This window comes from Micromonospora qiuiae (assembly GCF_016863555.1).
Taxonomy (GTDB): Bacteria; Actinomycetota; Actinomycetes; order Mycobacteriales; family Micromonosporaceae; genus Micromonospora; species Micromonospora qiuiae.
This window is the reverse complement of record NZ_BOPC01000007.1, coordinates 57,004-70,173: the sequence shown is the minus strand read 5'-3', so window position 1 is coordinate 70,173 and position 13,170 is coordinate 57,004. Positions and strand designations below refer to the sequence as shown.

8 protein-coding genes and 1 pseudogene are annotated in these 13,170 nt (G+C 72.8%); all 9 read left to right on the top strand.

Going from position 1 to position 13,170, the window contains the following annotated elements; genetic code table 11:
- The 9 genes and pseudogenes from Vqi01_RS02365 (at window position 1) to ftsZ (ending at window position 13,169) form a co-directional block, all read left to right on the top strand.
- Window positions 1-2,211 (top strand): peptidoglycan D,D-transpeptidase FtsI family protein, encoded by a 2,211-nt coding sequence (locus Vqi01_RS02365; RefSeq protein WP_204032529.1) that lies wholly within the window; start codon window positions 1-3, stop codon window positions 2,209-2,211.
- Between the two features lie 102 nt (window positions 2,212-2,313).
- A pseudogene (locus Vqi01_RS02360) lies at window positions 2,314-3,852 on the top strand (UDP-N-acetylmuramoyl-L-alanyl-D-glutamate--2,6-diaminopimelate ligase); the annotation flags it as partial.
- Window positions 3,853-3,971: 119 nt separating this feature from the next.
- Window positions 3,972-5,396: a UDP-N-acetylmuramoyl-tripeptide--D-alanyl-D-alanine ligase gene (locus Vqi01_RS02355; RefSeq protein WP_204032525.1), complete on the top strand. Its 1,425-nt coding sequence runs from the start codon at window positions 3,972-3,974 to the stop codon at window positions 5,394-5,396.
- Complete coding sequence (gene mraY, locus Vqi01_RS02350) at window positions 5,393-6,526, top strand: phospho-N-acetylmuramoyl-pentapeptide-transferase (protein WP_189043500.1); 1,134 nt, start codon at window positions 5,393-5,395, stop codon at window positions 6,524-6,526. Before Vqi01_RS02355 ends, mraY begins: the two co-directional genes overlap by 4 nt.
- Before the next feature lie 397 nt (window positions 6,527-6,923).
- Entirely contained in the window at window positions 6,924-8,351 is a 1,428-nt protein-coding gene (locus Vqi01_RS02345; RefSeq protein WP_204032616.1) for an FtsW/RodA/SpoVE family cell cycle protein, read from the top strand.
- Window positions 8,351-9,457 carry an undecaprenyldiphospho-muramoylpentapeptide beta-N-acetylglucosaminyltransferase gene (gene murG / locus Vqi01_RS02340; protein ID WP_204032523.1) on the top strand — a complete coding sequence of 369 codons (1,107 nt, stop codon included), beginning with the start codon at window positions 8,351-8,353 and terminating at the stop codon, window positions 9,455-9,457. The genes Vqi01_RS02345 and murG overlap by 1 nt, the downstream gene beginning before the upstream one ends.
- Window positions 9,454-10,989 carry a UDP-N-acetylmuramate--L-alanine ligase gene (gene murC, locus Vqi01_RS02335; RefSeq protein ID WP_204032521.1) on the top strand — a complete coding sequence of 512 codons (1,536 nt, stop codon included), beginning with the start codon at window positions 9,454-9,456 and terminating at the stop codon, window positions 10,987-10,989. Before murG ends, murC begins: the two co-directional genes overlap by 4 nt.
- Window positions 10,986-11,801 carry a cell division protein FtsQ/DivIB gene (locus tag Vqi01_RS02330; protein WP_204032520.1) on the top strand — a complete coding sequence of 272 codons (816 nt, stop codon included), beginning with the start codon at window positions 10,986-10,988 and terminating at the stop codon, window positions 11,799-11,801. The genes murC and Vqi01_RS02330 overlap by 4 nt, the downstream gene beginning before the upstream one ends.
- A 252-nt stretch (window positions 11,802-12,053) precedes the next feature.
- On the top strand, window positions 12,054-13,169 hold the full coding sequence (ftsZ, locus tag Vqi01_RS02325) for a cell division protein FtsZ (protein ID WP_119575606.1): 1,116 nt from the start codon (window positions 12,054-12,056) through the stop codon (window positions 13,167-13,169).
- The last annotated feature ends 1 nt before the right edge of the window (window position 13,170 follow it).

The following is a 13,170-nucleotide window of genomic DNA, read 5'->3' as shown; positions in this document are numbered from 1 at the left end:
GTGCCACCGAGGTCGGAGGACCCGCGCCGGGACGCCACAGGCTCCCGGCGCGGTTCGTCCCGGGGGGCGTCCGGGGAGCGGGGCGACGAACCGAGCCTGGGCGGCATCTCCGACGCCCGCGCGTACACCCCCCGGGGTCGCACGCTGCGGGAGGACGGCCCGGCTGCCGCAGGCCGGGCCGAACAGCGGCGCACCCCACGCGGTGGCCGGTCGCAGGATCCGTTCCGACCGGCGTTGCAGGTACTCGACGGCGGCCGGTCCGGCGTCGCCCGCGGTGGCAACCGGCAGGCCGGCACGACCCGGCGGGACGCCGGAGCCGGCCGCACCACGGTCGTCCGTACCGTCACCGATCGCGCGCGCCGCGACGAGCCGGCGGGCGCCGCTCGGCGCGGCAGCGGTGCCCGCGAGCCACGCTCCGGTGGTGCCCGCGAGCCACGGCGCGGCGACCGGCCGCCCGTGCGCCGGCCCGCCCGCAGGCGTCCCGCGCCGCCGAAGCTCGCCGATCCGGGCCGCCGGCTGCGGCTGGCGACCGCGCTGGCGATGGCCCTGTTCGTCGCGGTCGGCGTCCGGCTCGTCGTGCTCCAGGCGGTCGACACTCCGGCGTACGCCGATGGCGGCGTGGCCGACCGGCTGCGGACCGTGCAGCTGCCCGCGCCGCGGGGGGCCATTTTCGACCGGGACGGGGTGGCCCTGGCGCACAGCGTCGAGGCACGCTACGTCTCCGCCGACCCCACCGAGGTGGAGGACATCGAGACGACCGCGCGAACCCTCTCCCCGCTGCTGGGCATCCCGGCCTCGAAACTCGCCGAGAAGATGCGCCCCCGCAAACGCAACGGCGTCGACTCGCGGTTCGAGTACCTGGCCCGAGGGGTGGACATCGACCGGGCCCGCGAGATCAACGCATTGAAGCTGTCCGGCATCTACACGCAGCGCGACGAGCGGCGCGAGGTGCCCGGCGGCGACCTGGCCGCCAACCTCATCGGCTTCACCAGCCCCGACATGATCGGGCTGGAAGGGCTGGAGGCGCGCTACGACGACCTGCTGCACGGCGAGGACGGCGAGCGGGTGTTCGAGATCGGCCTGGGTGCGCCCATCCCCGGCGGCTACAGCCGCACCACCCGAGCCAAGCCGGGCAGCTCCATCGTGCTCACCACCGACCGTGACCTGCAGTTCATGACCCAGCGGATCCTCGGCAAACACGCCAGGACGGCGCAGGCCAGCACCGCCGCGGCGATAGTGCTCGAGGTGGGCACCGGCGAGGTGCTGGCCCAGGCCAGTCACCCCACCTACAACGCGGCGAAGCCGCAGGCCAGCGACCCGACCGACCGGGAGGACGCGGCCACCAGCTTCGTGGTCGAACCGGGCTCGGTGCACAAGGCGATCACGTTCGGGGCCGCGCTGCAGGAGGGAATCATCACCCTGGACACCTCGTTCCCGGTGGCCAACTCCGTCATGAGGGGCGACACCCCGTTCTCGGACACCCGTTCCGCGAACGGCCGGCGGATGAGCGTGGCCGGGATGATGGCGTACTCCTCCAACGTCGGCACCATCGAGATCGCCGAGAAGCTCGGCCAGGAACGCCTGATCGACTACCAGCGGCGGTTCGGGCTGGGCGAGCCGACCGGGGTCGGCATGCCCGGCGAGGCGAGCGGGCGGCTGCTGCCGCCGGAGGAGTGGAGCGGCTCGTCGTACGGGTCGGTGCCGATCGGGCACAGCGTGGACGCCACCCCGTTGCAGATGGCCGCCGCGTACGCCGCCATCGCCAACGACGGCACGTACATCCAGCCGCACCTGGTCAAGGAGACCATCGACCCGAAGGGCAACCGCACCCGGGCCGAGCCGCCGGCGACCCGTCCGGTGCTCAGCCCGGAGAACGCCGCGGCGCTGCGAACCATGCTGGAGGCGGTCACCACCGTGGAGCACGGCACCGGGCGGGCCGCGGCGGTCCCCGGCTACCGGGTCGCCGGCAAGACCGGCACCGGCTGGCGGCTGGTCGACGGCAAGAAGCAGCCCGGACAGGTCGCCTCGTTCATCGGGATGGCGCCGGCGGAGAACCCGCGCTACGTGATCGCGGTCTTCGTGCACAGCCCCGGTGGTGGCGGCGGCGATGTGGCGGCACCGGCGTTCCGGGAGATGATGACCTTCACCCTGCGCCACTTCAAGGTGCCGCCGTCGAGCGAGCCGGCACCGAAGTTCACCGTGTTCCCGTAACGACGTGGCGCGACCGGAAGCTCCCGTTCGGTAACCGAGCCGGATCACCGGTGCGGCCGGTACCTGCGGTTCGATTCCCTGGGGCGGAGTTTCAGGCGCGCCGTGCGGCCGGGACCGGGCGACCGGGTAGGGTCTGACGCCGTGCGCGGCAATCCTCGTCCCCGTACCGTGACCGGAATCCGGCTCGGTGACCTGGCCGCCCGGCTCGCCGTGGCGCCTCCTGGCAGCGGCGACCCGATGGTGACCGGGGTGACACATGCCAGCGGCGAGGTCCGCCCCGGCGACCTGTACGCCGCCCTGCCCGGTGCCCGCCGGCACGGCGCGGAGTTCGTCGCCGGTGCGGCCACGGCCGGAGCCGTCGCCGTCCTGACCGATCCGGCCGGCGTGGACCTGGCCGCTGAGGCGGGGCTGCCCGTCCTGGTGGTGCCCGATCCGCGCGCGGTGCTCGGCTCGCTCGCCTCGGCCGTCTACGGCGACCCGACCGCGGAGCTGATCGTGATCGGGCTGACCGGCACCGCGGGCAAGACCTCCACCGCCTACCTGGTCGAGTCGGGGCTGCGGGCCGCGGGGCACACCACCGGCCTGATCGGCACCGTGGAGACCCGCCTCGGTGACCTGGTGGTGGAGAGCGTGCGGACCACGCCCGAGGCCACCGACCTGCACGCGATGCTGGCCGCCGCCCGCGAACGCGGGGTCACCGCGGTGGTCATGGAGGTCTCCAGCCACGCCCTGGCGATGGGCCGGGTCGGCGGAGTGCGGTTCGCCGCCGGCGGCTGGACCAACTTCGGCTCCGACCACCTCGACTTCCACGCCGACGCGGCGGACTACTTCGCGGCCAAGGCGCGGCTGTTCGACGGCCGCTGCGCCGTCGAGGTGCTCAACCAGGACGACCCGGCGTTGAAGTCGCTGTTCAAGCCGGGCACGGTCAGCTTCTCGGCGGCCGGTGACCCGACCGCCACCTGGTGGGCGGAGGGCATCGACGGCGAGGGGTACGCCCAGCGGTTCACCGCGCACGGTCCGGACGGCCTGGCGCTGCCCGCCCAGGTGGCGCTGCCCGGCCGGCACAACGTGTCGAACGCCCTGCTCGCCGTCGCCGTCCTGGTCGCCGCCGGAGTCGACCCGGCGGTCGCGGTTCGGGGCGTGGGCGCCTGCGGCGGGGTGCCCGGCCGGTTGGAGTCGGTGGGTGTGGCCGGCGGGGTGCGCGGGGTGGTCGACTACGCGCACAAGACGGACGCTGTCGTGGCCGCACTGGCCGCGCTGCGCGAACTCAGCGCCGGCCGGCTGATCTGTGTGATCGGCGCGGGCGGCGACCGGGACCGGGGCAAGCGGCCGTTGATGGGCGCCGCAGCCGCGAAGGGAGCCGACGTGGTGGTGGTGACCGACGACAACCCGCGCAACGAGGAACCTGCGGCGATCCGCGCCGAGGTGCTCGCCGGGGCGTACGCCGCCGACGCGCCGGCCCGGATCGTGGAGGTGGCCGGGCGCCGGGCGGCGATCGACGAGGCGGTCCGGCTGGCCGCCCCCGGCGACGTGGTGGCGGTGCTCGGCAAGGGGCACGAACGCGGCCAGGAGATCGGCGGCGAGGTGCACCCGTTCGACGACGTGACCGAACTCGCGCAGGCGCTGCGGGCCCGTTTCGGGAACCTCAGCCAGCGCGACGAGGCGGAGGAGATCCAGCGCGACGAGGCCGAGGAGAACCGGCGCGACGAGGCGGAGGAGAGCTGGCGCGACGACGCCGACGGCGGTCTGGCAGGCCAGCGATGATCGCGCTGAGCCTGGCCGAGGTCGCGTCGGCCGTGGACGGCCGGCTGGTGGCCGCAGATCCCGCCGTGCGGATCACCGGCAGCGTCGAGTTCGACTCCCGCAAGGTCACCTCCGGCGGGCTCTTCGTCGCCTTCGCCGGCGAGAAGGCGGACGGGCACGACTTCGCCGCCGGGGCGGTCGAGGCGGGCGCGGTGGCGGTGCTGGGCACCCGCGAGGTGCCCGGGGTGCCGATGGTCCTGGTCGCCGACGCGCTGACCGCGATGGCCCGGCTGGCCCGTGCCGTGGTGGACCGGCTGCCCGAGCTGACCGTGATCGGGCTGACCGGCTCCTCCGGCAAGACCACCACCAAGGACCTGATCGCCCAGCTCGCCGCGCGGCTCGGGGAGACGGTGGCGCCGCCCGGGTCGTTCAACAACGAGCTGGGCCACCCGTACACCGCGTTGCAGGCCGGTCCGTCGACGCGCTACCTGGTGCTGGAGAAGGGCGCCCGGGGCATCGGTCACGTGCGGTACCTGTGCGAGGTGGCGCCGCCGCGGATCTCCGTGGTGCTCAACGTCGGGGTGTCCCACCTCGGTGAGTTCGGCTCCCAGGAGAACATCGCGTTGGCCAAGGGCGAGCTGGTGGAGGCGCTGCCGGCCGACGGGCTGGCCGTGCTGAACGCCGACGACCCCCGGGTGGACGCCATGGCCGCACGTACGTCGGCCCGGGTGATCCGTTACGGCGAGGCGGCCCACGCCGACGTGCGGGCCGAGAACGTGACGCTGGACGAGCGCGGGCGGCCCGCGTACACCCTGGTGACGCCGGAGGGCAGCGCGCCGGTGCGGCTCGGGCTGACCGGCCGGCACCAGGTCTGGAACACGCTCGCCGCCGCGGCGGTGGCCCGGGAGCTGGGCATGCCCCTGACCGAGTTGGCCATCGCGCTGGGCGGGCTCGGGCTGGTCTCCACCCGTCGGATGGACGTCTTCGAACGCACCGACGGGGTGACCGTGATCGACGACTCGTACAACGCCAACCCGGCGTCGATGGCGGTGGCGCTGCGGGCGCTGGCCGGTGTCGGTGCCGGACGGCGTACCGTCGCGGTGCTCGGCTACATGGCCGAGCTGGGTGAGTTCGAGGCGCAGGGGCACGCCGAGGTGGGCCGGCTCGCGGCCGAGCTGGGCGTCGACCGGCTGCTCGTGGTCGGCGAGGCGGCGGCGCCGATCCACCACGGGGCGACATCGGTAGGTGAATGGGGAGGAGGATCGGTGCTGCTCACCGATCAGGCGGCGGCCGTCGAGGTGCTGCGCAGCGAGCTACGGCCGGGCGATGTCGTCCTGGTGAAGGGCTCCCGGTACCGGACCTGGGAGGTGGCCGACGCGTTGCGCGCCGACGCCGCCGCCGATGGCCCGGCTGACCCGGCGGCCGGGGGTGGCGTGGCGTGAGAGCGGTCATCGTGGCCATCGGGGTGGCCTTCCTCGTCTCGCTGTTCTGCACCCCGATCGCGATCAAGGTCTTCACCCGGCTGAAGGCCGGTCAGCCGATCCGGGCCGAGGGCCCGCAGATGCACCAGGGCAAGAAGGGCACCCCGACCATGGGCGGGGTGGTGTTCATCCTCGCCACCGTCATCGCGTACGTCGCCGGTCACCTGGCGCTGACCACGCTGCCGGACAAGCAGATCGCCCAGGTCGAGCCGACCATCACCGCGCTGGTGCTGCTCGGGCTGATGGTCTTCTCCGGCGCCGTCGGGTTCATCGACGATTTCCTCAAGGTGCGTAAGCGGCACAGCGGCGGCCTCAGCGCGCGCGGCAAGCTGCTCGGGCAGATCCTGGTCGGCGCGGCGTTCGGCGCGGTCGCGCTCTACTTTCCGTCCACCATGACCGACGCCTCCGGCGCGGTGACCAACACCGAGACGGTCGGCAGCACGACGTTGAGCTTCATCCGGGACATCCCGGCCCTGGACGTCACCAAGATCGGTGCTGTGATCATCTTCATCTTCGTGGTGATGGCGGCGACGAACGGTGTCAACCTCACCGACGGGCTCGACGGCCTGGCCACCGGGGCTTCGGTGATGGTGCTCGGCGCGTACGCGGTGATCGCCTTCTGGCAGTACCGGCACTGGTGCGCCGACCCGGCGTACACGGCCAACCCGAACAACTACTGCTACACCGTCCGGGACCCGTTGGAGATCGCGCTGATCGCCGGGGCGGCGGCCGGAGCCTGCGTGGGCTTCCTGTGGTGGAACACCTCACCGGCCCGGATCTTCATGGGCGACACCGGGGCACTCGGTCTCGGTGGGCTGATCGCCGGCATGGCGATGTCCACCCGCACCATCCTGCTGTTGCCGATCATCGGTGGGCTTTTCGTGATCATCACGATGTCTGTGGTCATCCAGATCATCTCCTTCAAGACCACCGGCAAGCGGGTGTTCCGCATGTCCCCCCTCCAGCACCACTTCGAGCTGGCGGGCTGGAGCGAGGTCAACATCGTGGTCCGCTTCTGGATCATCGCCGGCATCGGCGTAGCCATCGCCCTGGGCCTCTTCTACAGCGACTTCCTGGCCAACATGGGCTGACCCCGCCCCTCCCCGGGGCACTCCCGCGTTGATCATGAAGTTGTTGTCGTCCCGCCCGGCGTGTCGCGGTAACAACTTCATGGTCAACGATGCGGGGTCGGGGGGAGTGCAAGTGCGACACGCCGAGAGTGCGGTACCGGCAGTGCCGGGTGGCGGTAGCGGCGATGATGGCGTGGTGGGGGAGGCGCGCGAGGAGAAGGGCGTGGAGCCGGGTAGCCGCCGGTCGACTGGCGGGGCGGCGAAGGCTGGTGGTGGGTCGAGCGGCGCGGTGGGGACCGAGGAGGCCTCGCGACCCGCGCGCTCGGGCGCGGCCGGTGCCGCGCGTTCGGCCGGTACGGGGCGCTCGGCGGAACCGGGCGGGGGTGGCGCGGAACCGGGCGACGGCCCGTGGCGCGGGCTGGATGCGATCGGCGGGCTCGCCGCGCTGCGGGGCCTGCTGGCCCGGCCGCTGGCCTCCTACCACCTGCTGCTGGCCAGCGCCGGGCTGCTGCTGCTGATCGGCCTGACCATGGTCTTCTCGGCCACCAGCGTGCGCGACTACGCCGAGGGCCGCAACGCCTCGGCCTCCCTGACCAGGCAGGGCATCTTCGCCTTCATCGGCATCGTGGCGTTCTGGGCCTGTCAGCGGCTGCCGGCCCGCACCTACCGGGCGCTGGGCCGGCCGGTGTTGGCCGTCGCGGTGGGGCTGCTGGTGCTGCTGAACCTGTTGGTGGCGTACGGGCGGTTGACCGGCGCTCCGGCGAGGATCGGGCCGCTGGAGGCCGAGCTGCTCGGGCTGTACGTCGGCGGCATCGGTCTGCAACCCTCCGAGCTGGCGAAGTTCGCGCTCGTGCTGTGGGGGGCGTACGTGCTGGCCCGCAAGGGCGCGGCGCTGGGCTGGTGGCGGGAGTTGGCCACTCCGCTGTTTCCGGTGGTCGGCCTGCTGTTCGTCCTGGTCGGCTACAACGACCTGGGCAGCATGCTCTGCCTGCTGGCCCTGGTGGTCGGCCTGCTCTGGGCGGCGGGGGTACGGCTGCGGATCTTCGCCGCGCTCAGCGCGATCGGGCTGGTCGGCATCGGTCTGCTGGTCGCGGTCGCCTCGCTCGGCGCCGGCTCCGGTGTCCGGGGCGAGGAGAACTACCGGCTGGCCCGGCTGACCGTCTTCTTCAATCCACCGCCGCTGGAGCAGTGCAGGAACGATCTCTGCTACCAGATGGTGCAGGCCCGGTACGCCATCGCCAACGGCGGGTGGTTCGGCACCGGCCTGGGCCAGGGGCGGACCAAGTGGGCCTGGCTGCCCGAGGCGGACAACGACTTCATCTTCGCGGTGATCGCCGAGGAGTTGGGTGTGGTCGGCTGCACGGTGGTGGTCAGCCTCTTCGCAGTGCTGGCCTACACCGGGCTGCGCATCGCCCGGCGGGTCGACGACCCGTTCCGTCGGCTTGCCGCCGCCGGGGCCGTGGCGTGGCTCGTCGGGCAGGCGTTCATCAACATCGGCGGCGTGATCGGCCTGCTGCCGCTGACCGGCGTGCCGCTGCCGTTCATCTCGGTCGGCGGAAGTGCCCTGGTCGTCACCCTGGCGGCGGTCGGAATGCTGGCCTCGTTCGCGCGCGCGGAACCCGATGCGGCCCGAGCGCTGCATGCCCGTCCGCCGGCCCGGTGGGTCCGACTAGTGTGGGCACCGTTGCCGCCGCTTCCCGGCCGGCGTCGCCGTGCGGCGCCGCCGTCGGCCGCCCGGGGAACCGTGCCCCAGGCGCGCAAGCGGCGTAGGGACGACCAGGCCGCACCGCGTGGCGCCCGGGACGGCCGGGGTCGCGGCGGGTCGGCGGACGAGAGGAGACGGTGATGGGTCCGCTGCGTTCGGTGGTGCTCGCGGGAGGTGGCACCGGGGGGCACATCTACCCGTTGCTCGCCTTCGCCGACTGCCTGCGCCGACACGACCCCGGCGTCCGGATCACCTGCCTCGGCACGCCGAAGGGCCTGGAGAACGAGTTGATTCCGCCAGCCGGCTACGAACTGCGGAACATCCCGGCCTACCAGCTGCCCCGGTCGATCAACATGAACCTGGTCCGCACGCCCGGTCGGATGTGGACCGCGGCCCGCGCCGCCGGCAAGATCATCGAGGAGGTACGCGCCGACGTGGTGGTGGGCTTCGGCGGGTACGTCTCGGTGCCGGCCTACCTGGCTGCCTGGCGGCGCGAGCTGCCCATCGTCATCCACGAGGTCAACGTGCCGCCGGGGGTGGCCAACCGGCTGGGCATGAAGTTCACCAAGCACGTGGCGGTCGGCTTCCCGCACCAGCCGTCCCAGGCCGAGTCGCTGCGCGATGCGCGAGTGGTGGGCGTGCCGCTGCGGCGCAGCATCGCCGGGCTGAACCGGGCTGCCATGCAGGGCGCGGCCCGCGCCCACTTCGGACTCCGTCCCGACCTGCCGGTGCTCTTCGTCGCCGGTGGCTCGCAGGGCGCCCGGTCGATCAACCTCGCCGTCGCAGGTGCGGCCAAGGAGTTGGCCCGCAACGGCATCCAGGTGTTGCACGTGATCGGCGCCCGCAACGAGCCGGTGCCGATCCCCACCGACCTTCCGGTGCCGTACGTGACCCTGCCGTACCTGTCCGACATGGACGCCGGGTACGCCGCGGCGGACCTGATGCTCGGCCGGGGCGGGGCGATGACCTGCGCCGAGGTGGCCGCGATCGGCCTGCCGACCATCTACGTGCCGTACCCGCACAGCAATCAGGAGCAGAAGCGCAACGCGCTGCCGGTGGTCGAGGCCGGTGGCGGGCTGCTGGTCGACGACACCGAGCTGACCCCGGACTGGCTCGAGCGTACGGTGATCCCGCTGATCCGCGACCCGCAGCGGCTGCACGCGATGGGCGCCGCCGCGGCGGCCTACGGGCGGCGCGACGGCGACGAGGCGCTGCTCAACTTCGTCCACGAGGCGGTGGCCAGATGAAGGGTACGTTCAGTCCGGCGGGCACCCTGACCGCCGAGGATCTGGGCCACATCCACCTGATCGGGGTGGGCGGGATCGGGATGAGCGGCCTGGCCCGACTCTTCCTCACCCGTGGCCTGCCGGTCTCCGGCAGCGAACTGCGCGAGTGGCCCTCTCTGGCGGGCCTGCGGGCGCTCGGCGGCACCATCCACATGACCCATGAGCCGGCCAACCTCGACGGGGTCGACACGGTGGTCTACTCCTCGGCCATCCCGGCCGACCATCTGGAGATGGTCGAGGCGCGTCGGCGCGGCCTGCGGGTGCTGCACCGCGCGGAGGCTCTCGCGGCCGCGATGACCGGTCGGCGCACGGTGGCCGTGACCGGTACGCACGGTAAGACCACCACCACCTCCATGGTCACCAAGGTGCTTCAGCAGGCCGGGATGGATCCCTCCTTCGTGATCGGCGGGGAGATCTCCGAGGTCGGCTCGGGGGGGCACCACGGCACCGGCGAGTTTTTCGTGGTCGAGGCGGACGAGAGTGACCGTTCCTTCCTGATCTACCGCCCGTTCGTGTCGATCATCACCAACATCGAGGCGGACCACCTGAACACCTACGGCGACCTGGCCAACCTGGAGGCCGCCTTCGCCGAGTTCGCCCGGCTCACCGACCCGGCGGGCTTCATCATCACCTGCGCCGACGACGCCGGCGGGCGGTGGCTGGCCGCCACGCTGCGCGCCGAGGGGCGCCGGGTGTACACCTACGGCGAGGCCGCCGACGCCGACCTGCGGTGCAGTGAGATGGCCTCCTCGGTCCGGGGGGTGCGCTACCTCGCCCACATGGACGGCCGGTTGCTGGGCGAGTTCCGGTTGCCGGTGCCGGGGCGGCACATGGGGCTCAACAGTGCCTCGGCGGTGCTGGCCGCGCACCTGCTGGAGCTGCCGGGCGAGGCGGCGGAGGCCGCGTTGGCGGCGTTCCCCGGCGTGCGCCGCCGGTTCGAGCGCAAGGGGGTCGCCGACGATGTGCTGGTCTACGACGAGTACGCCTACCACCCGACCGCGATGGCCCTGGCTCTGCGGACGCTGCGGGAGGTGGCCGGGGATGGCCGGCTGATCGTCGTCTTCCAGCCCTACCGGCTCTACCGCACCCGGGATCTGCTGGCGGAGATGGCCGAGGCGCTCGCCCTCGCCGACGAGCTGGTGCTGCTGGAGGTCTTCGGGCCGGGGGAGCAGCGGGGGCCGGGCGAGGGGTCCGCGGAAGTGATCGAGGCGGTGCGGCTGCCGGCGGAGCGCAAGGTCTTCGTCGACTCGTGGGAGGACGTCCCGGTCGAGGTGGCCCGGCGGGCCCGCCCCGGCGACGTGGTGGTGACGATGGGCGCACCGCCGATCTCGCTGATGGGTGACGAGCTGCTGGCCGCGCTGACCGCGCGTACCGCCGACCCGCAGGCGCCGGTCGGCACCGTCTCGAATGGTCTGGCCGGCGGGTCGGTCAGCATCGGCGACACCGTTTCCGGCGGTGTCGGGGTGGACGGCGCGGCGCCCGTGGCGGAATGAGTCCGGGCCCGGCTCGCGGGCGCGGCACCGGAGTCGACGGTGGCGGGGGGCGGCGCTCACCCCGCCGGTGGCAGCTGGTTCGTGCCGGTCGCGACGCGGTGCCCGCCTCCACCCGACGGTTCATGGCGCGGGCCCGGCGCCGCCGGATGCGCGCGGCGTTGCCCTGGGCGGTGGCCGGCGGGGTGCTCGCCCTGGCCGGTCTGGTGGCCTGGGCGCTGCTCGGCACCGGCCTGTTCGGGGTGCGTGAGGTGCGGGTGGAGGGCGCCGAGCTGGTGACCGCGGTGCAGGTGCGCAACGCGGCGGGGGTGCCGGACGACGCTCCGCTGGCCCGGATCGACCTGGCCGAGCTGGCCGACCGGATCGGTGCCCTGCCCGAGGTGGAGCGGGTGACGGTGACCCGGGACTGGCCGGACACGTTGGTCGTCCGGCTGACCGAACGGACCGGTGTGGCGGTCGTGCCCCGTGGCGAGCGGTTCGTCGTGCTCGACGCCGCCGGGGTGGCGTTTCGGACGCTGCCGCAGCGTCCCGATGGTCTGCCGCTGATCCGGCTGGCCGAGCCCGGCCCCGATGATCCGGCCACCCGGGCCGGGCTGGAGGTGCTCGCCGCGCTCACCCCGCAGCTGCGCGCGGAACTGGTGGAGCTCAACGTCGAGAGCCTGGCCCGGATCAGCGTCGTGCTGCGCGGTGACCGTACGGTGTTCTGGGGCGACGCGACCCGTGGCTCGGACAAGGCTCGGGTGGCCACCGCGCTGCTCGACCAGGAGGCTGCCCGGATCGACGTCAGCGCGCCGGACGTGGTCACCTTCCGGTGAGTGGCGGGTCAGCGAGAGCGCCGGCTGTGAGGCGTGGCGCTCGACCGGCGACACGCCGGGCAGGTCCTTGGCTCGGCGCGTTGGTGCGCTTACGTTGCCCGGAAGAGGATCAGTGGTTGACATAACTCTAACCCTCTAGTAGAGGGTTAGGGTTTGCCTCTGGACCCTGCTGGTGACAGCTGCGTCGACCGCCGGTCCGGCCAGGCCGGAGCCGGTCGGGGAGTAGCCAATCTCGAAGGGAAAGGACCGGAGATGACACCTCCGCACAACTACCTGGCGGTCATCAAGGTCGTCGGCATCGGGGGCGGCGGCGTCAACGCCGTCAACCGGATGATCGAGGTTGGGCTCAAGGGCGTCGAGTTCATCGCGATCAACACGGACGCGCAGGCCCTGCTGATGAGCGACGCCGACGTCAAGTTGGACGTCGGCCGCGAGTTGACCCGAGGGCTGGGCGCCGGCGCCAATCCGGACGTCGGCAAGAACGCCGCCGAGGACCACCGCGACGAGATCGAGGAAGTGCTCAAGGGCGCGGACATGGTCTTCGTGACCTGCGGCGAGGGCGGCGGCACCGGCACCGGCGGCGCGCCCGTGGTGGCGAACATCGCCCGCAAGCTGGGTGCGCTGACCATCGGCGTGGTGACCCGGCCGTTCTCCTTCGAGGGCAAGCGCCGCCAGGTGCAGGCCGAAGCGGGCATCGACGAGCTGCGCAACCAGTGCGACACGCTGATCGTCATCCCCAACGACCGGCTGCTGGCGCTCGGGGATCGCAACATCAGCATGATGGACGCCTTCCGTACGGCCGACCAGGTGCTTCTCTCCGGTGTGCAGGGCATCACCGACCTGATCACCACGCCGGGTCTGATCAACCTGGACTTCGCCGACGTCAAGAGCGTGATGAGTGGCGCGGGCAGCGCGCTGATGGGCATCGGCAGCGCGCGCGGCGAGAACCGCGCGGTGGAGGCGGCCGAGGCGGCCATCTCCAGCCCTCTGCTGGAGCAGAGCATGGACGGTGCCCGGGGCGTGCTGCTCTCCATCGCCGGCGGCTCCGACCTGGGCCTGTTCGAGATCAACGACGCGGCGCAGCTGGTCACCGACGCGGCCCACCCGGACGCCAACATCATCTTCGGTGCGGTCATCGACGACGCCCTCGGCGACGAGGTGCGGGTGACCGTGATCGCGGCCGGCTTCGACGGCGGCACACCGGCTTACAAGGCGGCCGAACCGGCTCGCAAGACCAACCAGAACCAGCCCGCCCAGCCGAGCACGCCGGTCGTGCCGTCGCCCGCCCCGCCGGTGGCTCCGCAGTCGCCGCGCCGGGTGCTCTTCGACGACGTCGACGTGCCCGATTTCCTCAAGAACGGGTCCTGAG